This is a genomic window from Sphingomonas tagetis, assembly GCF_024211275.1.
GTDB classification, from domain to species: Bacteria; Pseudomonadota; Alphaproteobacteria; order Sphingomonadales; family Sphingomonadaceae; genus Sphingomonas; species Sphingomonas tagetis.
In genome coordinates this window covers 22316-47299 of the sequence record NZ_JAMLDX010000004.1, presented here as the reverse complement: position 1 = coordinate 47299, position 24984 = coordinate 22316, and the positions used below count along the sequence as shown (strand labels likewise).

Here is a 24984-nt window from a genome sequence, read left to right as displayed (position 1 = left end):
TGAGGACGACGAATGAGCTGGACCGACGAACGGATCGAGACGCTGCGCAAGATGTGGGACAGCGGCCTCACCGCCACCCAGATCGCCGAGGAATTGGGCGGCGTCAGCCGCAACGCGGTGATCGGCAAGGCCCACCGGCTGGGCCTCGCCTCGCGCCCCTCGCCGGTGAAGCCCAACGCGCCGGAGGCGAAGGCCGCCGCACCCGCCGCTGTCACGCCGGCCCCTGCCCCGGCGCCGCGCCCTGAACCCGCGCCGGCTCCCAAGCCCGCACCGGTCGCTGCCGCACCGCGCGCGGTCGAGCCTGATGCCGACGAGCCCGCCGCCCCAACGCCGCGCCCCGACGCGCCGGTGCTGCGCTCGGTCGGCCCCGGCGGCTTCGTCCGCCAGAACCCCGGCGAACAGTCGCCCCCGATCACCCCCGCCCCGCCGCGCCGCCTCGTCCCGGCCAAGCCGAGCAAGGAGATCGAGGGCAAGACCAGCCTGCTCGACCTCAACGACCGCATCTGCAAATGGCCGCTGGGCCACCCGGGCGAGCCCGACTTCCACTTCTGTGGCACCAAGGTGAACCCGGGCTTCCCCTATTGCGTCGACCATTGCGGCCACGCCTATCAGGCGCAGCTGCCGCGCCGTGACCGCCGTCCGCCGCCGCCGCTGCCCTATGGCGGCCCGCGCGTTCGCTGACCCGCGTGCACTGAAATGAAAAACGGCCGGCGGATCGCTCCGCCGGCCGTTTTCGTTGTCAGGGTCCGGGTTAGAAGCTGACCGCGCCGGTCAGCCTTATGGCGTGGAAGGCGAACTTGCTGTCGCTGCGCGCGAAGTCGGCGCCGCCGGCCAGCACGAACGGATTGGTCGCACCCGCCGTGCCCTGCCCGACGCGCACCCGGCCATCGCCGTCATTGTAGCGGCTGTAGAGATATTCGAGGCCGATCGAGAAGTTGCGACCGAACTTCTGCTCGACGCCACCGCCCGCCTGCCATCCGAACGCATCGTCATCGTCGTTCAGCGTGAAGCTGTTGGCGGTGTTGCCGGTGGTGAAGCTGCGGTCGATCTTGGCATAGGCGCCGCCGAACGTGCCGTAGAACAGCGTGCTCTGCCCCGCGACATAGCCAGCGCGCGCACGCAGCGCGGCGTTCCAGTCGATCTCGCGCGTCATGGTGTAGAAGGCCGGCGTCGTGCTGAACGCCGACACGCTGTCGCGCACGTTCGACTTGCCGAACTCCGCCACCGCGCCGATCACCCATTTGCCATATTGCTGGTCCGCGCCGAGCCGGGCGTAATATTCGTAGCCGTCCTTGTCGTTGGCGCAGCTGTTGTTGAGGTTGGAGGTCGCGGCGCCGTTGCAGAAACCGGGCGAAAAGGCATTGGCGCCCGCCGGCGTGGTGATCGTCTCGCCGAAACTGCCGTTCGAACCGCGGTCGAACAGGATCGTCTCGCCGATATCGTTATTCTGTACGCTGCGGCCGAACGAGCCGCCGATATAGACGCCGTCAAAGGCCGGTTCGTCGGCCGAATCCTGCGCCAGGGCCGGCATGGCGGCGAGCGAAAGGGTCAGGACGCCAGTGGCGCCCAGCAGGGTACGCATACGCATGTTGGGAAAGCTCCGATATGATTGCAGGCCGGATAACGGCTCACCGCCGCGATCTTTCCCTGGATCAATCGGAAACGCGCATCATGTTGCTTTGCAGCAACAGCGGCGCTTGCTCCAACCCGGCGGAACGATATAGCAACAGACCATGGCATCTGATCTGTTCCAGCCCTCTTCCGCCACGCCCGACAACAGCTACGACGCCTCGTCGATCGAGGTGCTGGAGGGGCTCGAACCCGTCCGCCGCCGCCCCGGCATGTATATCGGCGGTACCGACGAGCGCGCGCTGCATCATCTCGCCGCCGAAGTGCTCGACAATGCGATGGACGAGGCGGTGGCCGGCCATGCCACGCGGATCGAGATCGAGCTGGAGCCGGGCAACCGCCTGACCGTGGTCGACAATGGCCGGGGCATCCCGGTCGATCCGCACCCCAAATTCCCCGACAAGTCTGCGCTCGAGGTGATCCTTTCGACGCTTCACTCGGGCGGCAAGTTCACCGGCAAGGCCTATGCGACGTCGGGCGGCCTGCACGGCGTCGGCGTCAGCGTGGTCAACGCGCTGTCGGTCGATACCGTGGTCGAGGTCGCACGCGAGAAGCAGCTCTACCGCCAGCGCTTCAGCCAGGGCCAGACGCTCGGCCCGCTCGAACATCTCGGCGGCACCCCCAACCGCCGCGGCACCTCGGTCGCCTTCACCCCCGATCCCGAGATTTTCGGGCCTGAACTGCACTTCAAGCCCGCGCGCCTCTACAAGCTCGCCCGCTCTAAGGCCTATCTGTTCGCCGGGGTCGAGATCCGCTGGAAGTGCGATCCCTCGCTCATCACCGACGACACGCCCGCCGAAGCGGTGTTCCAGTTCCCCGGCGGCCTCGCCGACCATCTGCGCGAACAGCTCGGCACGCGCGAGGGCGCGACCGCCGAATTCTTCTCGGGCCGGCAGGAATTCCCCGACTCGCAGGGCAGCGTCGAATGGGCGGTCGCTTGGCCGCTGTGGAGCGACGGCAGCTACAGCTGGTATTGCAACACCATCCCCACCCCCGATGGCGGCACGCACGAACAGGGGCTGCGTCAGGCGCTGGTGCGCGGCATCCGCGCGTTCGGCGATCTCGTCGGCCAGAAAAAGGCCAAGGACATCACCGCCGACGACATCATGGTCGGCAGCGAGCTGATGCTCAGCGTGTTCATCCGCGAGCCGCAATTCCAGTCGCAGACCAAGGACCGCCTGACCTCGGGCGAGGCGACCGCGCTCGTCGAAAAGGCCGTGCGCGACCATTTCGACCATTTCCTCGCCGACCGCATGGACCGCGGCAAGGCGCTGCTCGGCTATGTGATCGAGCGCATGGACGACCGCCTGCGCCGCAAGCAGGAGCGCGAGGTCAAGCGCAAGACCGCGACCAGCGGCCGCAAGCTGCGCCTGCCCGGCAAGCTCACCGACTGTTCCGCCGACGATCCCAAGGGCACCGAGCTGTTCATCGTCGAGGGCGACAGCGCGGGCGGCAGCGCCAAGCAGGCGCGCGACCGCAAGACTCAGGCGATCCTGCCGATCCGCGGCAAGATCCTGAACGTCGCCTCCGCCACCAGCGCCAAGATCGGCGCCAACACCGAAATCGCCGACCTGATCCTCGCGCTCGGCTGCGGCACGCGCAAGGACTGCGTGGCGGACAATCTGCGCTACGAGCGCGTCGTCATCATGACCGACGCCGATGTCGACGGCGCGCATATCGCGACGCTGCTGATGACCTTCTTCTTTCAGGAAATGCCCGACATCGTCCGCCGCGGGCACCTCTATCTGGCGCAACCGCCGCTCTACCGCATCACCGCCGGCACCAAGTCGCTCTACGCCCGCGACGACGCGCACCGCGCCGAGATCGAGGCCGGGCCGTTCAAGGGCCGCAAGGTCGAGGTGTCGCGCTTCAAGGGGCTTGGCGAGATGAACCCGGGCCAGCTGCGCGAAACCACGATGGACCCCAAGACGCGCGGCATGATCCGCATCACCCTGCCGCAGGAATATGAGGAGCGCGCCGGCGTGAAGGATCTCGTCGATCGCCTGATGGGCACCAACCCCGCCCACCGCTTCGCCTTCATTCAGGAGAATGCCGCGCGGCTGGACGAGGAAGCGATCGACGCATGACGCCGTGGCGCCTCGTGCTGGCGCTGCTCACGGCCTGGCCCGCGGTGGCGCACGCACAGACGCCCGACGCCACCCCCGCCGCGATCCAGCCGGCTGCGGGGCTGGAGGCGCGGATCGCCGGGCTTGCCACCATGCTCAACGGAAATGGCGATTTCGAAGCCTATTTCGCCGATGGCTTCAAGGCGACGATCCCGCGTTCGCGCTGGGATGCGCTGGTCGCGCAGATCAAGACCCAGCACGGCCCGCCGGTTAAGGTGGAGACGGTCATCGCTGCCGCACCCTATGCGGCCGACGTCAAGCTCGGCTTCGAAAAGAGCGTCGCGAACATTCATCTCGTCGCCGACCCCGCCGCGCCGCACAAGGTCACCGGCCTGCTGATCCGTTCGATCGATCCGCGCGGCGACAGCGCGGTCAGGATCGCCGCGGACTTTCGCAAGCTCCCCGGCAAAGCGTCCTTCGGTGTCTATGCGCTGGCGCCCGGCGGACCGGTTACGGTCAGCGAGCTCGCGGCGAGCGAGTCCATGCCGATCGGGTCCGCCTTCAAGCTGTGGATTCTGGCGGAGGCCGCGCGCCAGACCCGCGCTGGTCTGCGCACATGGAGCGAGATCGTCCCGCTCGGCGAACGCTCATTGCCGTCCGGCGTCATGCAGCGCTGGCCGAAAGGCGCACCGGTGACGCTGCACACGCTGGCCGCGCAGATGATCTCGATCAGCGACAACACCGCGACGGACACGCTGCTGCATCGGCTGGGCCGCGAACAGGTCGAGGCGATGGTCACGGCGACCGGCGTCGCCGATCCCCAGGCGACCTTGCCCGTGCTCAGCACGATCGAGCTGTTCCGGCTCAAGGCGCCGGCCAACGCCGCGCTGGTGGCGAATTGGGCGCAGGCCGGTGCCGAGGGCCGCCGCCGCATCCTGCGCGACAACGCCGCGCGGATCGCCGCGACGGCTGTCGAGCCCGGCATGTTCGGCGACAAGCCGCTGGCGCCACAGGTCGAATGGTTCGCCAGCGCGGGCGACATGGCGCGCGTGCTCGACTGGCTGCGGCGCAATGGGGGCGAGCAGGCGCTCGACATTCTGGCGATCAACCCCGGCACGCCCAGCGCCGCCTTGTTCGACTATGCCGGGTTCAAGGGCGGATCGGAGCCCGGGGTCATCTTCGCCAGCTTCCTGGTCAAGACCAAGGCCGGCAACTGGTATGCGGTGACCGGCGGCTGGACGCGGCAGGACGGGCAGGTCGATAACCTCGCCTTCGCCAGCCTGATGAATCGCCTGCTTGCGACGGTGGCGGCGCGCTAGGCGCGGTCAGCTGCCGCGCCATTCCTCGCGCAGCAGGCCATAGATCGTCGTATCGCGCACGCCGATATGCGTTTCCCATTCGGCGCGCAGATAGCCTTCCAGCTTGAACCCAAGCCGCTCCAGCAACCCGCGCGACGCCGCATTGTCGGGATCGGTGTCGGCGAACACCTTGCGCTGCCCCTCGGCGAAGATGCGGTCGATCAGCGCGCTCACCGCCTCGCGCGCGATCCCGCCGCCCATATGATCGCGCAACAGCATGTAACCGAGTTCGGTGACGTTGCCCTGCCGCTTCTCGCCCGCCGCGAGCATGCCGATCGCGGTGTCGTCGCCCTTCAGCGTGATCGCCCAGCTGCGCCATGCCGGATCGTGCGAACGTTGCTCGAATTCGGCGCGGGTCTGCGCCGGATCGCTGTGCGGCGGTCCCGACCAATATCGCATGAGCTCCGCGTCGGAATAGGCCGCGAACATCGCATCCGCATCCTCCACCCGCCGCGGCCGCAGGATCAGCCGCGGCGTCACGAGCACCACCGTCTCGCGCACGCTCAACGGCCGCGCCCGCGCAATGCCGGGGTCAGACTTCCAGCCGAACCGGGCCGCCGGTCAGGTCGCTCGCCAGCTTCATATTATGCTCGCGGATCATGCCGGGGATCAGAAACGCATCGACCAGCAGCCAGATGCCTACGCCCGCCAGCATGAAGATCCCGACGATGAACACCAAGGTCAGCCAGCCGACGATCGACAGCAACAGCTGCGCCACCGCGGTGCCAGTCCGGCCGAGATAGAAGCGATGCCCGCCGAGCCAGCCGAGAAAGAACCACAGCACATAGGCGATGCCCGCCGACTTGCGGCTCGCATCGTACATCAGCTGCGAGCGAACCAGTTCAGACCGTTCCGTTGCGTCCATGCCCCATCCCCCAATGCCGTCAGGAGTCTGAAGACAATCATCAAAGCATTGGAAATGCAACGGTCACGCTTCGGCGCCCCTTAAGCTTCGCCAAGCGCCTCGACCAGCGTCTTGACCTTCTTCTGGCGCCATTGCGGCAGCGGCGCGACCATCCAATAGCCATGCCGTGCCGGCTTGGGCTCGCCGACCACCACGATCCGTCCCGCCGCGATATCGTCGCGCGCCAGCAGTTCGGGCACGGTCGCGCGCCCCAGCCCCTCGGCAGCGGCGTCGAGCGCGAGGCCCGCATCGCCCACCCGCACCAGCGCGGCGCCGTCCTCGGCGACACAGCCCGGCCAGGTGATCGGCGTCTCGGCGCGCGACCCCGGCTTGCCGACGGTCACCATGCCGTCGCTCTCAAGCGCCTCGCCTTCATGCTCGCCCGGTCCCTCGCCCCAGCGGATCGCGAGGTCGAGATTGGCTTCGGTGAAGTCGATCGCCTCATCCGCGGACACCAGCACGAACCGCAGCTCGGGATCGCCCTGCGCGATCTGCGCGAGCCGCGGCATCAGCCATTTCTCGGTCAGGTCGCGCGGCGCGGCGATGGTCAGCGACTTGCTCGACTGCCCCGCCTGCATCGCGCGCACCGATTCCTCGAACTGCAGGAAGCCGGCGCGCAGCGCGCCCAGCCCCGCCTCAGCCTCCGGCGTCAGCTCAAGTCCCTTGGTCGTGCGCCGGAACAGCACCACGCCGAGCGTGTCCTCGAGCGCGCGAATCTGCTGGCCGACCGCCGCGGGAGTCACCGCCAGCTCGTCCGCCGCGCGCGTGAATGACAGATGCCGCGCCGCCGCGTCGAGCACACGCAGGCCATTGAGGGGAAGATGCGTGCGCTTCATTCGGCCACCGCCGGCGCGTGCAGCGCGAATTTCGGAATCGCCACGTCGAACGTCATCCCGTCCGCCCCCACCATTTCATAACTGCCCTGCATCGACCCCGTCGGCGTCGCCAGCGGACAGCCCGAGACATAGTCATAGCTCGATCCCGGCGCGATCATCGGCTGCTCGCCGACCACGCCCTCGCCCTCGACCGTGTGGCGCATCCCGCGCCCGTCGGTGATGATCCAGTGGCGCGTCAGCAGCTGCACCGCCTGGTGCGAGCCGTTCTCGATGCGGATGTGATAGGCCCAGAACCAGCGCCCGCGGTCCGGCTCGGACTGTTCGGGAAGATAGCTCACCGACACGCGCACCGTGATGTCGCGCGTGATCGCCTCCTCGCCGAACAGCGCCTTCACAGCCCGACCGCCGTCAGCGCCTGATCGAGGTCGGCGATGACATCTTCGGGGTCTTCCAGACCGACATTCAGCCGCAGCATCCCCTCGCCCACGCCCATGATCGCGCGCTGTTCGGGCGCGACGCCATAATGGGTGGTGGAAGCGGGGTGAGTCATCAGCGAGCGAGAATCGCCGATATTGTTCGAAATGTCGATGAGGCCGAGCGCGTCGAGCAGGCCGTGCGCCTGCGTCCGCCCGCCGTCGAGTTCGATCGAGAAGATCGGCCCGGCCGCGTCCATCTGGCGCATCGCCAGATTGTGCTGCGAATGGCTCGGCAGCCCCGGAAAGTTCACCCGGGGCACGCGGCCTTCGAGGAAGCTCGCGACCCGAATCGCATTCTCGCTCTGCCGCTTGATCCGCAGGTCGAGCGTCTCCAGCCCCTTGAGCACCACCCAGGCGTTGAACGCGCTCAGCGTCGGTCCGGTGTTGCGGTGGAAGGGCAGCAGCGTGTTGACGATGAAATCCTCGGTCCCGCAGATCGCGCCGGCGAGCACGCGGCCCTGCCCGTCCATCATCTTGGTCGCCGAATAAGCCACCACATCCGCGCCGAACTCCAGCGGCCGCTGCAACGCCGGCGTCGCGAACGCATTGTCGACCACCGTCGTGATGCCCCGCGCCCGCGCGATGTCGCACACCGCCTGCAAGTCCACGACGTCCATCGTCGGATTGGCCGGCGTCTCGAAGAAGAACACCTTGGTATTGGGCCGGATCGCATCGGCGAACTGCTGCGGATCGCGCGCGTCGATTACCGTCGTCTCGATGCCGAATTTGGGCAGCAGCGTGTCGGTCAGCCAGCGGCAGGAGCCGAACGCCGCGCGTCCGCCGATCAGATGGTCGCCGCTCTGCAACTGGCACAGCAGCGCCGCGGTCATCGCCGCCATGCCGCTCGCGGTGGCGCGGCACGCTTCGGCGCCTTCAAGCAACGCGATGCGCTGCTCCAGCATCTCGACCGTCGGGTTCTGCAGCCGCGAATAGGTCATGCCCGCCTGCTCGCCGGCAAAACGCGCAGCGGCGTCCCCGGCACAGTCATAGGCATAGCCCGAGGTCAGGAAGAGCGCCTCGCTCGTCTCGCCCCATTCGCTGCGCGCGGTTCCCCCGCGGATCGCCAGCGTGGCGGGCTTCCAGTTCTGGGTGACGCTACGGTCTTGTCCGGTACGGCGCTTCATGGCGCGCACCTCTAAACCTTGGCGGCGATCACGCAAGGGGAGCGGATGACGCGCCCGCCAAGCTGCGCTATCCCCGCCGCGATGCTCGACCGCCTCGAAGAACGCCCGATCCTGCTCGCCATCCTGATCGGGATCGCCGCGCAATTGCTCTTCACCATCGGCCTGAACCGCCCGAGCATCCTCAATTTCGACGAGGTGCATTACGTCACCGCCGCGCGCGTGCTGATCGCGCTGTCGCACGCCGCCAACCCCGAACATCCGCTGCTCGGCAAGTCGCTGATCGCGCTCGGCATGCTGATCTTCGGTGACAATCCGATCGGCTGGCGCGCGCTGTCGACGCTGGCGGGCACCGCGACGGTGGTGGGCGTCTACGTCCTCACTCTCGCGCTTACCCGCGCCACCCGCCCGGCGCTGTTCGCGGCGCTGTTCACGATGCTGGGGCAGATGGTGTTCGTGCAGGCGCGGATCGGCATGCTCGACGTGTTCATGGGGGCATTTCTCGTCTGCGCGGCGGTTGCGTTCGTCAACGCGATGCACGGCACCCGGCGCGGCGCCGCCATGACGTCATGGACAGTCACCGCGGCGCTGCTCGGCGCTTCGGTAGCTGTGAAATGGGCGGCCGTGCCCTATGTCGCCTTCGCGGCGATCGCTTTCCTGTGGCTGCGGCGCGGCCACCCGGACCGGTTCGGCGGCATGCCTTGGCTGACCGGCCTCGCCATCCTCGGCGGGATCAGCATCCCGCTCTACTTCCTCACCTTCGCACCCGCCTTCTTCTACGCCCAGAACCCGTTGACGCTGGCGAAGCTGATCCCGTTCCAGCTCGAAATGTGGGAACTCCAGACTCAGGTCCTCGCGCCGCACAACTACCAGTCGAGCTGGTGGAGCTGGCCGCTGATGCTCCGTCCGATGTGGTATTTCTACGAGCCCGATCAGGGCGCGGTGCGCGGCGTGCTGCTGATCGGCAATCCCGCGATCCTGTGGGGCGGGCTGGTCGCGGTGCTGGCTTGCTGGTGGGCCGGCATCAGGCAGAAGGCCGGCGTCCCGCTCGCCGTCGCCATCCTCTGGACCTTTTCACTCGGAATCTGGGCAATCATCCCCAAGTCGCTAGGTTTCTTCTATTATTATTATCTGTCCAGCATCATCCTGTGCATCGTCCTGGCGGTCGCCTTCCATCACTGGCGCGACAGCGTGAAGCAGCGCGACGACTGGTTCCTCGTTCTCTGCGTCGCGCTGTTCGCCTATTTCTACCCCACCCTCGCCGCACTCCCGCTCGCCAGCGACCGCGGCTTCGAGCGCTGGATCTGGATCCCGAGCTGGGCCTAGTATCTTCCCCACACGAAGCGCGACGACAGCGCGAAGTTCCACACCGCCGCCACCACGATCCCGGCCAGTGCCGCCGGCGCCCATTGCTGCTGCTGCACGTCATGCAGGAACGCCGCCACGCCGACATTGGCGACCGCGCCGACCGAGCAGACGATGCAGAAGCCGATCCAGCCGTCGAGCAGTTGCCGCCAACCCTTCAATCGCGCATCGCGATAGGTCAGCGCATTGTTGAGGAAGAAGTTGAACGTCATCGCCACCAACGTCGCGACGATCGTGCCGGTGAGGAAGCTGTAGCCGAACAGCCGGTAGAACAGCCACAGCGCCCCGAAATGCACCCCCGCTCCTAGCGCGCCGATGCCCGAGAACATCACGAACCGCACCGGCACCACGCGCCCGAACATGCGGTCATACAGCGCGATCAGATATTCCATCGCCACGACATGATCGAGCTTGCTCTCGCCCTCGACGCGCGTGCGGAAGACATAGCCGAGCTCGACGAACTTCAGCGGCCTTGCGCTCGCGGTCATGATGTCGAGCAGGATCTTGAACCCGATCGCCGACAGATGCGGCACGATCCCGCGCACCACGTCGCTGCGGATCATGAAGAAACCGCTCATCGGATCGCTCAGATCGGCTTTGAGGATTTTACGCGAAAGTCTTGTAGCAAAAGCCGATTTAGCGACTCGGTCGCGATCCCACTCGCCCGTTCCGCCGCCCTCGACGAAGCGCGACCCGATCGCGACGTCGAGCCCCGCGTCGCCCTGCAACGCATCGAGCATCTGCGGCAGCAGCGTCTCGTCATGCTGCATATCGCCGTCGATCACCGCGACGTGCGGCGCGGCGGTGGCGCACATCCCCTCGATCGTCGCCGAGGACAGCCCGCGCCGCCCGATTCGCTGGATCACCCGCACGCGCGGATCGATCCGCCCAAGTTCGCGCGCCGCCTCGGCGGTGCCATCGGGGCTGTCGTCATCGACGAAGATCGCTTCCCAGCGCCGGCCGGCCAACGCCCTGTCGAGCGCGGCCACGAGAATCGGCACGTTGGCCCGCTCGTTGAAGGTCGGAACAACGACCGCCAGTTCGAGCGAGTCAGCCTTCACGCAAGCGCCTTCAGCACCGCATCGCCCATCTCGCGCGTGGTCAGCGATCCGCCCAGATCCGGCGTCCGCGCGCCGCTCACCAGCGCCGCCGTCACCGCCGCCTCGATCCGGTCGGCCGCCGCATCCATGCCCAGCGAATAGCGCAGCAGCATCGCCGCCGACAGGATCGTCGCGCACGGATTCGCCTTGCCCTGTCCGGCGATGTCAGGCGCCGATCCGTGGATCGGTTCGTACAGCCCCTTGCCGCTGCCATTCAGCGCCGCCGAGGGCAGCATGCCGATCGAACCCGCGCACATGCTCGCCTGGTCGGACAGGATGTCGCCGAACAGATTGCCGGTGACGATCACGTCGAACTGCCCCGGATTACGCACCAGCTGCATCGCGGCGTTGTCGACATACATATGCGTCAGCTCGATGTCGGGGAACTCGGCCGACACCTCGATCACCACGTCGCGCCACAGCTGCGAGGTTTCCAGCACATTGGCCTTGTCGACCGAACACAGCTTCTTGTTGCGCACCCGTGCGGTCTCGAACCCGACGCGCGCGATGCGGGCGACCTCGTCCTCGTTGTACGACATGATGTCATACCCCTCGCGACGCCCGCTCGCGGTCGTCCGCATGCCCTTCTCGCCGAAATAGACATCGCCGTTGAGCTCGCGGATGATCACCATGTCGATCGCGCCCGCGACCTCGGGCTTGAGTGCCGAGGCGTCTTCCAGCCCCGGGAACAGCCGCGCGGGGCGCAGATTGGCGAACAGCTCCAGCTCCTTGCGCAGGCCCAAAATGGCCTGTTCGGGCCGCAGATGCCGCTCGAGATTGTCGCAGCGCGGATCGCCGACCGCGCCGAACAGCAGCGCATCGGCGCGCTTCGCTACTTCGAGCGTGCGCGCCGGCAGCGGATGCCCGTCGCTGAAATAGGCCGCGCCGCCGACCGGCGCTTCCTCATAGTCGAGGCCCAGATCGAGCGCATCGAGCACGCGGCGCGCCTCGGCGGTGACTTCGGGTCCGATCCCGTCGCCGGGAAGAATTGCGATCAGCGGCATTTTCACTCCACCCACTCAGCTTGCCGCGCGCATTACCGGATCATGACGTTCACGCAACTGCCCGCTTGAGCCGATCGATCAGCCGCGTGCGCGCCGCCAGCACTTCCGCCGTCCGCCCATGCAGCAAATCGCGCTCCAGAAAATGTGCCGTCAGCCGTAAGCCGTCGAGGATATCGTCCCAAGCCGCCGCGCCGCCCGCCAGCACGAAGCGCGGCAACGGCAGCAACTTCGCCTCATAGCCAACCGCCCCCGACCGGCTCACCGCCGTCCCGCTCTTCGGGCTGACGAACGCCAGATCGTCGTTCGTCCCCGTCGCCGCGCAGCGGTCGAGATCCAGCCCGAATCCCAATGCCGCCAGCACCAGCAATTCATAGCGCACCAGCGCCACCGCCCATCCGCGCGCCGCTGGCGCCGCCTCGACCGCATCGAGCATGCCGCCCAGCGCCGAATGGACCTGCGGATAGGCCTGCCCCTCGGGCAGCACCGCCGCGGTCAGCGCGGTCGCCCATTCGAACGCCGCAGCCGGCAGCGGCTCGCGGAACATCGGCGCGCGGCTGTGGATCAGCTCGACCGTCAGCGCCGGCAACTGCTCCTCGGTCCGCGCGCGCCAGTCGCCCAGGATCACATTCCCCGGCTGCAACACCGGCCGCAGCTGCCGCGAACGTCCGCCGCGCACATAGCCCGCCAGCATCCCCGCCTCGGCAGTCAGCGCGCGCACGATCGCCCCCGATTCGCCATGCGGCCGGATCGCGAGAACGATGGCTTGCGCGTTGAGGTGCATCACGCGGGCTTAGCCGCGCCGCAGTTTCCTTGCCAGCTTCGCCGCCCCCGCCGCTTCGACCAGCGCCTTGCCGCCCGCCACGGCGCGGTTGAAGCCGCCCAGCGCGGCGGTGGTCACGCGGTTCGCCACGGTCGGCCGCAACAGCAGCAGGTCGAGGCACGGCACCCCGCCCGTCGAATATTGCCGCTTGTGCTGCCCCTCGCCCTCGGTGAAGTCGAAGCGCGCGAAGCGGCCCTCCTCGAACAGGTCGCGAAACGCCTCCATCTGCAACACCGCGCCCGGCGAAAGCTCGTTGAACGCCGGATCGTGCCCGACAAATTCATAGATCAGCGTGTCGCCCTGCGCCGGGCAGTAGAGATAGGCCGCCGGCGTTTCGCCGACGTAGAGCAGCCACGCCCGCACCTCGTCCGCCGCCGCCTTGGCCAGCATGTAGCGGACGAACTCCGGCGCATCGGGCAACGCCTCGCCCAGCAATTTTTCCTGATAGGTGCGGCGCGCGATCCCCCGCGCGATCTCGTGGAACGCCGCCAGCTCGTCAGCCGTGCGAAACCGCCGCACATCGAGCGTCCCGCCCGATGCCTGCGCCACCTTCTTGGCCTTGCGCCGCACACCCTGCCGCGCATTGCCCGACAGCGCCGCAAGATAGCCGTCAAAACTCCCCGTCAGATCGGCATGATAGCGCGTGTAGCGCTGCCGCACGAAGCCGATCATCCGCCCCGAGGCGTAGACCATCGCGTCGAGCCGCTCTTCGGGCAGCGAGGTCACGACATAGCCATGTGCCGCATCGGGCAGCGGCGGCAGCACCGGCAACCGTCCCTCGCGCGCTTCGTCGAGGCTGACCGGCACGCGCACCAGCGAGCGCTCGACCGCCATCAGTGTTCGTGCACCGATCTGGAAGCTGAGCGCGGTTGGCCGCGGCGCGGTCATGGTGGTCACGCTGCGCGCTCGGCGACCAGATTCGACCAGAGCTGCTGCGCCTGGCGCATGCCGGTGCGGATCAGGCTCGGTCCGAGCGGCTGGTCATCGCGGCCGAGCGGCAGGTCGCGCAGCTCGGCGAAATGGCTCGTCACCATCGCCCCGCGCCGTTCCGCCAGCATGCGGCACAGTGCCTCGAAGCGGTGGACATGGATCGCATTGGGCCGCGTGCCCGCGCGATTGGCCAGCTCGAAGCCGTGGCTGACGATCGTCGTCGCGGCATGGCCGCACCGCACCGCATGATCGAGCGCGTCGCGCATCTCGGTGGTCGACAGCGCGCAGATCTGGAAATGCCGCAAATGCCCGCGCTTGTCCTCGATCAGCGTCACCGGCACCTCGATCACGCCGCGATGCTCGACCGGCGCGATCTGCCGCTCGGGCAGGTTGATCGCACTCGGCCAGGGATGTTCCGAGCCGTTATGGCTGCTGTCGTAGCGGATGCCGAGTTCGGCCAGCGCCGCCAGCGTATCGTCGCTCGCCGAATAGCTGCCCGATCGGAACGCGATCGGCCGCTGCGCCCCGGCCGCGACCAGCAGGTCCGACGCCGCGCGGATCAGCTCGCGCTGCTCGGTGAAGGTGAAGTCGATCAGTTCGAACGACGCCGCCGCCGTGCGGTCCTCGTCGCTCGCCGCCGCCCAATTGGGGTGAAGGTGCAACTGCACCTCCTGCCCCGCCTCACGGATCGCGCCGACGACGCGCCGGATCGGCTCGAGCCCATAAGCCACCGCCGGCATCGGATCGACGAAGAAGGTCGCCTTCAACCCATGCTCGGCCAGCAGCTTCAGCTGATAGCCCACGCCCACCCCCGCCGGCTCCAGCGAGCGCCCGGCGACCGCATCGATATCCAGCCCGGCGGCATGATGACGCCACATCAGCTCGGTATCGACGGTCAGGAAAACGCGAGTCGGCATGGCCGCGGATTATCCTACGCCCATGAAGAAATCCCAAATCGTGCCGAGCTGCCCTCAATCCTCCCCCGCCAGGGGGAGGTGGCGCCGAAGGCGACGGAGGGGGAGGACTCACCAACCGACGTTCTGGAATCCTCCCCCTCCGTCAGGCTAAGCCTGCCACCTCCCCCTGGCGGGGGAGGATTACATCACTGTGCATGGTAGAAATCATACACCTGCTGCGCCACCGCCGCACTCACCCCCGGCGCCTTCTTCAGATCCTCCAGGCTCGCGCCGCGCACCGCCCGGGCGGTGCCGAAATGCATCAGCAGCGCCTTTTTCCGCGCCGGGCCGATGCCGGGCACCTCGTCCAGCGGGCTGGCGGTGATCGCCTTGGCGCGCTTGTCGCGGTGCGCGCCGATCGCGAAGCGGTGGACCTCGTCGCGCAGCCGCTGGATGTGGAACAGCGCCGGCGCGTTGACTGGGAGCATGCGTTCGCTGCCGTCGAGCAGGTGGAACACCTCGCGCCCCTCGCGCCCGTGATGCGGCCCCTTGGCGACGCCGACCAGGCAGACATCCTCGATGCCCAGTTCCTCCAGCACCGCGCGCGCCGAATTGAGCTGTCCGCGCCCCCCGTCGATCAGCACCAGATCGGGCCACACCCCCTTGTCGCGGTCGGGGTCCTCCTCCTGCGCGCGGCTGAAGCGGCGAGTGAACACCTCGCGCATCATCGCGAAATCGTCGTCGGTCGCGGCGCTGCGGATGTTGAACTTGCGGTACTGTCCCTTGCGGAAACCCTCCGGCCCGGCGACGATCATCGCGCCGACCGCATTCGTCCCCTGAATGTGCGAATTGTCATAGACCTCGATCCGGTCCGGCGGCTCGGCCAGTCCGAACAGGTCGGCAATGTCGCGCAGGATCTTCGCCTGCGTCGTCGATTCGGCCATGCGCCGGTCGAGCGCTTCGACCGCGTTGCGCTGCGCCTGCTCCATCAGCTTGCGCCGCGCGCCGCGCTGCGGGCGCGACAGCTCGACCCTAAACCCAGCGCGCTCGGCCAGCGCCTCGGCCAGCACCGGCCCCTCGGCCAGCTCGCGGTCGATCAGCACGGTGCGCGGCGGCGGCACCTCCTCATAGAATTGCATCAGGAACTGGCTCAGCACCTCGTCCTCGGGCACCTCGGCGGTGTGCGCGGGGAAGAAGGCGCGATGCCCCCAATTCTGCCCGCCGCGGATGAAGAAGGCCTGGATGCCCATCACCCCCTGCTTGCACGCCAGCGCGAAGATGTCGGCGTCGCCCACCCCCTCGGCGTTGATCGCCTGACTCCCCTGAATGAAGGTCAGCGCCTTCAGGCGGTCGCGGATCACCGCCGCCTGCTCGAAATCGAGATTCGCCGACGCCGCCTGCATCTGCTCGCCGAGCTTCGCCTGTACCTTGGTCGATTTGCCAGACAGGAAGTCGCGCGCGTCGCTAACCAGCTCGTCATAGCCCGCCGCGTCGATGCGATCGACGCACGGGGCGGAGCAGCGGCGGATCTGGTAGAGCAGGCACGGCCGGTCGCGCGTGTTGAAGAAGCCGTCGGTACACGAGCGCAGCAGGAACAATTTCTGCAACGCGTTCAGTGTCTTGCGCACCTGCCCCGCGCCCGCGAACGGCCCGAAATAATCGCCCTTCACCCGCCGCGCCCCGCGATGCAGCTGCACCCGCGGAAAGGCGTGATCGCCGCGCAGCAGGATGTAGGGGAACGACTTGTCGTCGCGCAGCAGCACATTGTAGGCCGGCCGGAAGCGCTTGATCAGCTGCGCCTCGAGCAGCAGCGCCTCGGCTTCGTTGTTGGTCGTCACCACCGTCATCGACCGAGTCTGCGCGATCATCCGGCGCAACCGGTTCGAGAGCTTGGCGGGCTGGGTATAATTAGCGACGCGGTTCTTCAGCGCCCGCGCCTTGCCGACATACAGCACGTCGCCGCGCGCATCCTGCATGCGGTACACGCCCGGTCGCACCGGCAGCGTCTTGAGGACGTTGCGGATCGCCGCCACGCCCGCGTCGAGATCGGGCGTCTCCGATCCGCGCACGGCGTAAGTCGCGCTTTCCTCGTTGAATCGGTTGGGCGAATTGGGATCGGACGTCACGCCAGCCATGTAGGCGGATTGCGCCCGCATTTCCATCTGGTAGCCTGCGCAACAATCACGGGGGACTCGTCACATGCGCCTGCTCGCCGCCCTGCTCGCCACATCGCTCATCGCCGCCCCAGCCCTTGCCGGCCCGGACTTCGCGCCCGCGGTCGAGGCCGACTATGCCGCGCATCTCGAAAAGCTGTTCATCGACTTCCACAAGAACCCCGAACTCTCGTTCAAGGAGACCCGCACCGCCGCGATCATGGCGAAGGAGCTGCGCGCGGTCGGGGGCATCGAGGTGACCGAGAAGGTCGGCGGCACCGGCGTCGTCGGGGTCATGCGCAACGGCTCCGGCCCGGTGGTGCTGGTCCGCGCCGACATGGACGGACTCCCGCTCAAGGAAGACAGCGGCGTCCCCTGGCCCTCCGCCGTCACGCAGGTCGATATTGACGGCGTGACCAAGCCGGTGATGCACGCCTGCGGGCATGACGTGCACATCACCGCGATGATCGGCACCGCGCGCCAGCTTGCCAAAATGAAGGACCGCTGGAAAGGCACGATCGTCTTCGTCGTCCAGCCCGCCGAGGAGCGCATCGGGGGCGCGCGCAAGATGCTGGAGGACGGCCTCTACACCCGCTTCCCCAAGCCCGATTTCGCCGTCGCCTTCCACGTCACCGCCGGCATCCCGACCGGCAGGCTCGCGCTCGAACCCGGCATCAGCTCGTCCTCGTCCGACAGCGTCGACATCACCATTCACGGTGTCGGCACCCACGGCGCCTCGCCGCATCAGGGCAAGGACCCGATCGTGATGGGCGCGGAGATCGTGATGGCGCTGCAGACGCTGGTCAGCCGCGAAATCGCGCCGCTCAAGCCCGGCGTCGTCACCGTCGGCTCGTTCCATTCGGGCTTCAAGCACAACATCATCTCGGACAAGGCCGACCTCCAGCTAACCGTCCGTTCCGACGACGAGGATACGCGCAAGAAGCTGCTCGAGGGCATCAAGCGCATCGCCGCCAATGTCGGCCGGATGAACGGCCTGCCCGAGGACAGACTGCCTACCGTCAGGGTCGGCTTCGAATCGACCCCGGTCACGCTCAACGATCCCGAGCTGACCAGGCGCGTGCGCGGCGCGTTTACCAGCAGCTTCGGCGAGAACATCATGTTCTTCGAAGAGCGCGAAGGCATGGGCGCGGAGGATTTCGCCTATTTCATCCAGAAGGACCTCAAGGTCCCCGGCGCCTATTTCGTCGTCGGCGGCACGCCGCAGGCCGACATCGACGCGGCCAAGAATGGCGGAAAGCCGGTGCCCGCGCACCATTCGCCCTTCTTCCGCATCGATCCCAAACCGTCGGTTACGCTAGGGACTCAGGCGATGACCGTCGCGGTGCTCGATCTGCTCAAGAAGTAGCCGCGACCTGCAAACGGCGTTGGTCGAAGCGCGATTGTTACCGGTAGCGCGCGGCCATAGCATCCGGCGCAACAAGGGGAGAGACGTCATGAAACTCAAGATCGCCGCCGCCATCCTGCTCGCCACCGCCGCGCCGCTCGCCGCGCAAAAGGCCACGCCGGCGATCACCGCGGCACTCGCCGACGCCTCGCGCCCCGCCGACCAAAAGGCCCGCGACGCCGCGCGCAAGCCGGGCGAGATCCTCGCCTTCGCCGGAATCAAGCCGGGGCAGAAGGTCGGCGATTTCGTGATGGGCGGCGGTTACTGGACTCGCATCCTCTCGCCGCTGGTCGGGCCAAAGGGCAAGGTCTATGCCTATCAGCCCGCCGAGTTCATCAAGTTCCGCGCCGCCTATGGCGACGAACAGAAGGCGGCGGTCGCGGGCCTGTCCAACGCGGTTCCGATCAGCGACGGCTTCGCACAATTCGCCTTTCCGGAGCCGCTCGACGCGATCGTCACGGTCCAGAATTACCACGACCTCTATCTCGCCGCCTTCCCCAAGGGCGCGGGCGAAGCGATCACCAATAAACTCTACAATTCGCTCAAGCCCGGCGGCGTGCTGCTGGTGGTCGATCACGTCGCCAATGCGGACCCTGAGAACAAGGCGCCCAACGCCATCCATCGCATCGATCCGGAAGTCGCGCGCAGGCTGATCGAACAGGCCGGCTTCCGCTATGCCGGCAAGCTCGACTTGCTGCGCAACCCCGCCGACCCGCGCACCGCCAGCGTCTTCGACGCCTCGATCCGCGGCAAGACCGACCAGTTCGTGTTCAAGTTCGTGAAGCCGCGCGGGAACTGACGGCAATTGCCCCAACCGTTCAGCGGCGGTCAGGCATCCAGCACTTCCCGCACCTTCACCGCCAGCTGCTGGATCGTGAACGGCTTGGCCAGGAACGCCACGTCATGGTCGAGCATGCCGTTATGCACGATCGCGTTGCGGGTATAGCCGGTGGTGTAGAGCACCTTCAGGTCCGGCCGTTTCTCGCGCGCGCGGTCGGACAGGATGCGGCCATTCATGTCAGGCATCACGATATCGGTGAACAGCAGGTCGATGCGCGGCTGGATCTCCAGCACGGTCAGCGCCTGGTTGGCATCGACCGCCTGCACCACGACATAGCCGAGTTCGCGTAGCGCATCGACCGACATATGCCGCACGCGGTCCTCGTCCTCGACCACCAGGATGATCTCGTCCGGCTTCGCCCGCGGCAGGTCGGTCACGCCCCGATCGGCCACGCCAGCCGTCTCCGCCTCGCCGAAATGGCGCGGCAGATAGAGCTTCACCGTCGTCCCGAAGCCGGGCTCGGAATAGATTTTCACATGCCCGCCGGATTGCTTGACGAAGCCGAACACCTGGCTCAATCCGAGGCCCGTTCCTTTGCCCACGCCCTTGGTGGTGTAGAAGGGATCGAACGCGCGCTCGATCACCTCGGGCGGCATGCCGGTGCCGGTATCGGTGACGGAGACCATCACATATTGCCCCGGCACGACTTCGGCATGCGTCGCGGCATAGGAATCGTCGAGATGCGTGCACGTCGTCTCGATCGTCAGCCGCCCGCCGCCGGGCATCGCGTCGCGACCGTTGACGCAAAGGTTGAGCAAGGCGTTCTCGAGCTGCGCGCCATCGATGAACGCCGGCCACAGCCCGCCCGCCAGCACCGTCTCGATGCGAATGTCGTCGCCCAGCGTCCGCCGCAGCATTTCCGACATGCCGCCGACCAGCTTGTTGGCATCGACCGGCTTGGGCGCGAGCGGCTGCTGGCGCGAGAAGGCGAGCAGCCGCGAGGTCAGCTGCGCGGCGCGCTCGGCGCCTTCCATCGCATTGTCCACGCATTCTCGCGCCTTGTCGGGATCACTGGCGAGCCGCCGCCGCGCCATGTCGAGACTGCCGATCACGATCGCGAGCATGTTGTTGAAATCATGTGCGACGCCGCCGGTCAGTTGGCCGATCGATTCCATCTTCTGCATCTGCCGCACCTGCGCCTCCGCGGCGGCGCGGTTCTCGGCTTCCTCGGTCAGCGCGCGGTTGGTCGCGAGCAACGCGTCACCGGCCTCGATCGCCGCGCGTGCCCGGCGTCGCGCATCCTGCGTGGCATACCAGGCGAGCGCAAAGATCGAGAGCCCGCCGAACACCAGCCATATCGTCAGCCGGTTCGACCAGCGTTTGAGCTCGGCATCGCGCTCGACCAGCAGCCTTTGCTCCTCGCCCTTCATCTGCGCGACCAGCGTGCGGCATTCGTCCATCTGCCGCTTGCCGCGGCCCGACCGCACCAGCTCCTGCGACCGTTGGAACTGCCCGGCGCGCGCATCGGCGATGCCGATCTCCAGCGTTTCGACGCGCTCACCGATGCATTGCGCCAGCGCGGACGCGCGCGAGACCTGCACCGAATTGTCGGCCACCAGCCCGGGCAGCTCCCTCAGATCCCGCGTCAGCCCGCGGCGTCCGTTGATATAGGGCCGCAGATATTCCAGATCGCGCGTGATGTAATAGCCGCGTGTGCCGGTCTCGGCGTCCTGCAGGTGCGACAGCGTGCTGCTCAGCGTCTCCTGCACGGTCAGCGTATGCAGCACGCCCCGCTGCGCCTTCTGATGCGCGTTGAACATCAACAGCACACCGACGACGGCCGCCGCCACGATGGCGAAGCCGATGGTCAGCGCGATAAGGCCAAGGTCGCGTCGGGTTTCCCCCATAACCTCAAGCCAATAAGCAAAAAGACGGGCGCGGCAAGGCCGGCCCGTCCTTTTCAGCGCGTTAAGGCCGAAGCCTCAGTTGAGCCGCGAAAGCCCCGCGATGGTGCGATCGACCAGCGCCTTGTCGGCGCCGGCATCGTGCTTCTGCGCGATGATCGACGCCGCCGCCTTCGCCGCCGCATCGGCGGTGCGCGCACGGATATCGTCGAGCGCGGCGCGCTCGGCCGCGGCGATCTTGTCCTCGGCCATCTTGCCGCGACGCCTGACCAGCTCGTCGGCGTCCTGCCTGGCCTTGGCGATCAGCGCCTTGGCTTCCTCATCGGCATGCGCGACCATCTCGGCCGCCTGCGCCTCGACGCTGGCGATTTTGCGCGCATATTCGTCGCGCAGCGCCTCGGCTTCTGCGCGCAGCGCCTTGGCCTCGTCGAGCCGCGACCTGATCGCTGCGATCTGCTTGTCGAGGCCGCGGGCGATGAGGCCCGGCACCTTCTTCCAGAGCAGGATCACGATGAACAACGCCATCGCGATGCTGACCCACACGGTCGCGTCGAGCACGCCGAACACTGCCGGCTCGGCGTGATGCACCGGAGCGCCTTCGGCGGCGGTTCCTGCCGTGGTTTCCTCAGCCATTGATCGCCGCCTTCACTGCCGTCTTCGCTTCGGCCGCCGTCACCTTCGCGCCGGAAACCCGGGCGACGATGTCCTGCGCGGCCTCGGCGGCAACCGCCTCGATCTCGCTTTGCACGGCCTGCGAAGCCGCGGCGATGCGCGCCTCCGCTTCGCTCACTTTGGCGTCGAGTTCGCCGTTCGCCGAGGCGAGCTGCTTCTCGGTCGCCGCGGCGGCCTTGCCGCGCGCTTCGGCGAGCTTCTTCTGCGCCGCCTCGCGCGCCGCATTCTCATGCCCGCGCCAGGTCTCTTCGGCGGCGTCGGCAGCGACACGCGCGGCTTCGGCAGCGGCGAGATCGTCGGCGACGGTCTTGTCGCGCTGATCCACCGTGGCCTGCACCTTGGGCGCCATGCCCCGGCCGATGAAGAAATAGACGATGCCGAAGGTCAGCAGCAGCCAGAACAGCTGTGAGGCCCAGGTCGCCGCAAGTTGCGCAATTTGAGGCATTTCATTCCTGTCCTGTTGCGGGCCGGCCCAGCACTGAACGGCTGCACCGGCCCGAACCGGAAACGCTTTTACGCGACGAAGATCAGGATCATCGCGACGACGAACGCGAGCAGGCCGAGAAGCTCGGCGGCCGCGAAGCCGATGAACAGGCGGCCCTGCTGGCCGTCAGCCGCACCCGGATTGCGCAGCGCGCCCTCGAGGAACGAGCCGAAGACGTTGCCCACGCCGATCGCGGCCATGCCGGCGCCGATCGCCGCAAGGCCCGCGCCGATGAGCTTCGCCGCTTCCGGGCTGATCATGCTGGTCGGTTCCATTGTAAAACTCCTGCTTCAGATTTGTTGGTAGTTGGGTACGAAAAAACTCAGTGCAGATGCTCAGCGTCGTGAATGTACAGCGACGTCAGCAGCGCAAAGACATAGGCCTGGATGCCGGCCACCAGCACTTCGAGCGCGGAGATGCCGACCATCAGCAGGAAGCTCGGCAGGCCGACGATGACGCCCCAATGCACCGCCGAATTGGCCGAATTGATCACGAAGCCTGCCAGTACCTTCAGAAGGATGTGCCCCGCGGTCATCGCGACGAACAGTCGCAGACCCAGCGAGAACGGGCGGAATAGAAACGAGATCAGCTCGATGCAGAAGATCAGCGGGACCATATAGCCCGGCGTGCCGGCCGGCACGAACAGGCTGAAGAAGTGGAAGCCATGCTTCCAGAAGCCCACGATCAGCACGATCGAGAAGGACATGATCGCCAGCACGCCGGTGATCGTGAAATGGCTGGTGAAGGTGAACGGGTGCAGGCCGAAAATGCCCAGCGGCAGCAGGCCGAGCAGGTTGGCGAACAGGATGAACATGAACAGCGAGAAGACATAGGGCAGATATTTCCGCCCGCCCTTGCCGATATTGTCGTCGACCAGCTTGGCGACGAAGCCGGTGAAATTCTCCACCAGCATCTGCATGCGGCCCGGCACGACCTGCTGCTTCATCCCCGCGGCCATGAACGCCCACAGCACGACGACCGTGACGCACATCCACAGCGCCGAGTTGGTGAAGGCGATCTGATGCCCCGCAATGTTGAAGCCGTCCCAGATCGTCTGCACCTCGAACTGGTGCATCGGGTCGATCTTGCCAGATTCTTCAGCCACGCTTGCGTCCCATTTAACCGAAGCGCTCGAAAATCACTTCGAGCGCTGGTTCGAAATCCTGATGATGTTCCTGAAGGCGGATGCAATTCCGAGGAACAGCATCACCAGCAGGAGCCAAGGCTTGGTGCCGAGGAAGTAATCGAGCGTCCACCCGATCACGGCACCGCCGACCAGGCCACCGATCAGCTCGGCGAGCACGCGGTTGCCCAGGCGATAGCTTGCTTCGCCCTTGTCGCGCCCCTCGCCCTTGCGGATCGCCTCTTCGGTCTTTGCCTGCGCCAGCCGCTCGTTGAGCGACGTGATGCGGGCATCCTCCGTGAGGGGGTCCAGTCCGGGCTCGTTCTCGGCCATTTCGCTTCCTCCAGGGCCGTGCGGCACCAGCCAAAACGCATGTGCCGAGCGGCGAGCCCGCCAAGGCACGCGCGCTTTAGAAAGGGGCACCCCCCGAGTCAACCGCGGTGCAGCATCTGCAATCGCCACGCCCCTTTTCCGCGCCCGTCCCTGCCGCTACGCTGGCTCGTGGGGGCTCCAGATACCGACGGCACCGGCCACCGCGCGCGCCTGCGCCAGCGGCTTCTCACCGATGGCGAGGGCCTGCTCGACCATGAACTGATCGAATATCTTCTGGCCCTCGCAATTCCCCGGCGCGACACCAAGCCGCTGGCCAAGGCGTTGCTGCACGAATTCGGCGGCATCGGTGGCTTGCTGAGCGCGGATTCGGAGGCAATCGCGCGCGTGCCTGGCATGGGCGACACCTCGGTCGCCGCGATCAAGATCGTCCACGCCGCGGCGATCCGGCTCCTGCGCGGCGAGGTCGCCGCCCGCCCGGTGCTCGCCAACTGGCAGGCGCTATTGGATTATCTCCGCGCCGACATGGCGCATCACGCGATCGAGCGCGTGCGCGTGCTCCATCTCAACAGCCGCAACATGCTGATCCGCGACGAATTGATGAGCGAAGGCTCGGTCGACGAAGCGGCACTCTATGTCAGGGAAGTGATCCGCCGCGCGATCGATCTTGGCTCGGCTGCGATCATCCTGGTCCACAACCACCCCAGCGGCGACCCCTCGCCCAGCCGCGCCGATATCGAACTGACCCGTAATGTCGCCGAGGCAGGCAAGCGGCTCGGCATCGCGGTGCACGACCATATCATCATGGGCACCGAGGGGCATTCGAGCCTGCGCTCGATGGGCCTTATGTAAAAAGAGAACGGCCGCCGGACCACGAGGGGTCCGACGGCCGCCGGTACAGGAGATGCGAGGCGTTCCTGTGCCGGGAGGGGCCTCTTACGAAGCGCCAGAGTTACGAAGCGGATGTCGGCGCGAGGAAGCCCTTGAGCTCGTCCTTGCTCACGCTGCCCGATTTGTCCTTGTCGGCCATCGCCGCCGCCTTGCCGATCCACGCCTTGTCCGCCGCGGACTGGCCGGTGAAGGCCGGCTCGGTCGCTGATCGCAGCGCGACCATCCACGCGCCGAATTCCTCCGTCTTCAGATTGCCGTCCGCATCCTTGTCATAGGTCGGAAAGCCCTGATCGACGATCGTCGCGATCTGCGCGGCGGTCGCTGGCTGCTGCTTGGCAGGTGCCGCCTGCGCGGTCTGATCGGGCTTGTCCGGCTTGGCCGGCGTGGCAGGCTGCGCCGGCGTTGCCGGTTCAGCCGGGGTCGCAGGCGCCTCGCCCGGAGTCGCCGGCTCGGCCGGAGTCGCGGGTTCAGCCGGCGTGGCCGGCTCTGCCTGCGTCGCTTCCGGTGTGTCAGCAGGCGGGGGCGCCTGCTCCTGCGCCGGAGCCTTCTTTGCCTGACCCGGCACGTCCTGCGCGAGTGCAGGGACAGAAATCATCACGGCACTCGCAAGAAGAAGTCGCTTCAACATCGAATATCTCCTAAGTTATTCTATTCTCGAACTCGACATTCGAGGTAGCAATTGGAATTTGATCTACAACCTCACAACCCGTTGCATAATTATCACGTTCCATTACAA

26 protein-coding genes are annotated in these 24984 nt (G+C 67.0%); 7 read left to right on the top strand and 19 right to left on the bottom strand.

What is annotated here, in order from left to right:
• The first annotated feature begins 12 nt into the window (after nt 1-12).
• Entirely contained in the window at nt 13-681 is a 669-nt protein-coding gene (locus M9978_RS06655; protein ID WP_254292228.1) for a GcrA family cell cycle regulator, read from the top strand.
• A 70-nt stretch (nt 682-751) separates the two neighbouring features.
• Here the strand turns inward: M9978_RS06655 and M9978_RS06650 are convergent, their stop codons facing one another.
• Entirely contained in the window at nt 752-1582 is an 831-nt protein-coding gene (locus M9978_RS06650; protein WP_436977170.1) for an outer membrane protein, read from the bottom strand.
• A gap of 151 nt (nt 1583-1733) precedes the next feature.
• Here M9978_RS06650 and parE point away from each other — a divergent pair, with 151 nt between their 5' ends.
• Nucleotides 1734-3716 carry a DNA topoisomerase IV subunit B gene (parE, locus tag M9978_RS06645; RefSeq protein WP_254292226.1) on the top strand — a complete coding sequence of 661 codons (1983 nt, stop codon included), beginning with the start codon at nt 1734-1736 and terminating at the stop codon, nt 3714-3716.
• Nucleotides 3713-5014, top strand: a complete 1302-nt coding sequence (locus M9978_RS06640) for a serine hydrolase (protein ID WP_254292225.1) — start codon at nt 3713-3715, stop codon at nt 5012-5014. Before parE ends, M9978_RS06640 begins: the two co-directional genes overlap by 4 nt.
• A 6-nt stretch (nt 5015-5020) precedes the next feature.
• On the opposite strand, the gene M9978_RS06635 is transcribed toward M9978_RS06640, so the two are convergent.
• From M9978_RS06635 to M9978_RS06615, 5 genes are all read right to left on the bottom strand, one after another.
• Complete coding sequence (locus M9978_RS06635) at nt 5021-5554, bottom strand: GNAT family N-acetyltransferase (protein WP_254292489.1); 534 nt, start codon at nt 5552-5554, stop codon at nt 5021-5023.
• A 31-nt stretch (nt 5555-5585) separates the two neighbouring features.
• Complete coding sequence (locus M9978_RS06630) at nt 5586-5918, bottom strand: TM2 domain-containing protein (protein WP_254292224.1); 333 nt, start codon at nt 5916-5918, stop codon at nt 5586-5588.
• A gap of 80 nt (nt 5919-5998) precedes the next feature.
• Nucleotides 5999-6793, bottom strand: coding sequence for a LysR family transcriptional regulator (locus M9978_RS06625; protein WP_254292223.1), 795 nt, complete (start codon nt 6791-6793; stop codon nt 5999-6001).
• Nucleotides 6790-7188, bottom strand: a complete 399-nt coding sequence (gene apaG / locus M9978_RS06620; protein WP_254292222.1) for a Co2+/Mg2+ efflux facilitator ApaG/CorD — start codon at nt 7186-7188, stop codon at nt 6790-6792. Before apaG ends, M9978_RS06625 begins: the two co-directional genes overlap by 4 nt.
• The gene (locus tag M9978_RS06615; protein ID WP_254292221.1) at nt 7185-8393 is read right to left on the bottom strand and encodes a trans-sulfuration enzyme family protein; all 1209 of its coding nucleotides are present in this window, start codon (nt 8391-8393) and stop codon (nt 7185-7187) included. Before M9978_RS06615 ends, apaG begins: the two co-directional genes overlap by 4 nt.
• 45 nt (nt 8394-8438) lie before the next feature.
• On the opposite strand from M9978_RS06615, the gene M9978_RS06610 reads away from it, so the two are divergent.
• Entirely contained in the window at nt 8439-9716 is a 1278-nt protein-coding gene (locus M9978_RS06610) for a phospholipid carrier-dependent glycosyltransferase (protein WP_254292220.1), read from the top strand.
• On the opposite strand, the gene M9978_RS06605 is transcribed toward M9978_RS06610, so the two are convergent.
• From M9978_RS06605 to uvrC, 6 genes are all read right to left on the bottom strand, one after another.
• Entirely contained in the window at nt 9713-10816 is a 1104-nt protein-coding gene (locus M9978_RS06605; RefSeq protein WP_254292219.1) for a glycosyltransferase family 2 protein, read from the bottom strand. The two genes, M9978_RS06610 and M9978_RS06605, sit on opposite strands and share 4 nt — an antisense overlap.
• Nucleotides 10813-11859, bottom strand: coding sequence for a 3-isopropylmalate dehydrogenase (gene leuB / locus M9978_RS06600; RefSeq protein WP_254292218.1), 1047 nt, complete (start codon nt 11857-11859; stop codon nt 10813-10815). The genes M9978_RS06605 and leuB overlap by 4 nt, the downstream gene beginning before the upstream one ends.
• Before the next feature lie 49 nt (nt 11860-11908).
• Nucleotides 11909-12640, bottom strand: a complete 732-nt coding sequence (gene recO / locus M9978_RS06595; RefSeq protein ID WP_254292217.1) for a DNA repair protein RecO — start codon at nt 12638-12640, stop codon at nt 11909-11911.
• Nucleotides 12641-12649: 9 nt separating this feature from the next.
• On the bottom strand, nt 12650-13567 hold the full coding sequence (locus M9978_RS06590; protein ID WP_254292216.1) for a GNAT family N-acetyltransferase: 918 nt from the start codon (nt 13565-13567) through the stop codon (nt 12650-12652).
• Between the two features lie 5 nt (nt 13568-13572).
• Complete coding sequence (locus M9978_RS06585) at nt 13573-14526, bottom strand: polysaccharide deacetylase family protein (protein WP_254292215.1); 954 nt, start codon at nt 14524-14526, stop codon at nt 13573-13575.
• Nucleotides 14527-14711: 185 nt separating this feature from the next.
• The gene (gene uvrC, locus M9978_RS06580; protein ID WP_254292214.1) at nt 14712-16661 is read right to left on the bottom strand and encodes an excinuclease ABC subunit UvrC; all 1950 of its coding nucleotides are present in this window, start codon (nt 16659-16661) and stop codon (nt 14712-14714) included.
• Nucleotides 16662-16704: 43 nt separating this feature from the next.
• Between uvrC and M9978_RS06575 the strand changes: the two genes are divergently transcribed.
• Nucleotides 16705-18024, top strand: coding sequence for an amidohydrolase (locus tag M9978_RS06575; protein ID WP_254292213.1), 1320 nt, complete (start codon nt 16705-16707; stop codon nt 18022-18024).
• A gap of 88 nt (nt 18025-18112) precedes the next feature.
• The gene (locus tag M9978_RS06570; protein WP_254292212.1) at nt 18113-18862 is read left to right on the top strand and encodes a class I SAM-dependent methyltransferase; all 750 of its coding nucleotides are present in this window, start codon (nt 18113-18115) and stop codon (nt 18860-18862) included.
• 29 nt (nt 18863-18891) lie between these two features.
• Here the strand turns inward: M9978_RS06570 and M9978_RS06565 are convergent, their stop codons facing one another.
• The 6 genes from M9978_RS06565 to M9978_RS06540 form a co-directional block, all read right to left on the bottom strand.
• Nucleotides 18892-20751: a CHASE3 domain-containing protein gene (locus M9978_RS06565; RefSeq protein WP_254292211.1), complete on the bottom strand. Its 1860-nt coding sequence runs from the start codon at nt 20749-20751 to the stop codon at nt 18892-18894.
• Between the two features lie 75 nt (nt 20752-20826).
• A complete protein-coding gene (locus tag M9978_RS06560; RefSeq protein ID WP_254292210.1) occupies nt 20827-21381 on the bottom strand; it encodes a F0F1 ATP synthase subunit B family protein in 555 nt (184 codons plus the stop codon).
• Nucleotides 21374-21865: a F0F1 ATP synthase subunit B family protein gene (locus M9978_RS06555; RefSeq protein ID WP_254292209.1), complete on the bottom strand. Its 492-nt coding sequence runs from the start codon at nt 21863-21865 to the stop codon at nt 21374-21376. Before M9978_RS06555 ends, M9978_RS06560 begins: the two co-directional genes overlap by 8 nt.
• A gap of 68 nt (nt 21866-21933) precedes the next feature.
• Nucleotides 21934-22161, bottom strand: a complete 228-nt coding sequence (locus M9978_RS06550; protein ID WP_254292488.1) for a F0F1 ATP synthase subunit C — start codon at nt 22159-22161, stop codon at nt 21934-21936.
• A 65-nt stretch (nt 22162-22226) separates the two neighbouring features.
• Nucleotides 22227-23009 carry a F0F1 ATP synthase subunit A gene (locus M9978_RS06545; protein WP_254292208.1) on the bottom strand — a complete coding sequence of 261 codons (783 nt, stop codon included), beginning with the start codon at nt 23007-23009 and terminating at the stop codon, nt 22227-22229.
• Between the two features lie 33 nt (nt 23010-23042).
• Entirely contained in the window at nt 23043-23360 is a 318-nt protein-coding gene (locus M9978_RS06540; RefSeq protein WP_254292207.1) for an AtpZ/AtpI family protein, read from the bottom strand.
• A 168-nt stretch (nt 23361-23528) separates the two neighbouring features.
• Here M9978_RS06540 and radC point away from each other — a divergent pair, with 168 nt between their 5' ends.
• Nucleotides 23529-24209 (top strand): RadC family protein, encoded by a 681-nt coding sequence (gene radC, locus M9978_RS06535; RefSeq protein WP_254292206.1) that lies wholly within the window; start codon nt 23529-23531, stop codon nt 24207-24209.
• A gap of 100 nt (nt 24210-24309) precedes the next feature.
• On the opposite strand, the gene M9978_RS06530 is transcribed toward radC, so the two are convergent.
• On the bottom strand, nt 24310-24843 hold the full coding sequence (locus tag M9978_RS06530) for an EF-hand domain-containing protein (RefSeq protein WP_254292487.1): 534 nt from the start codon (nt 24841-24843) through the stop codon (nt 24310-24312).
• Nucleotides 24844-24984: the final 141 nt, after the last annotated feature.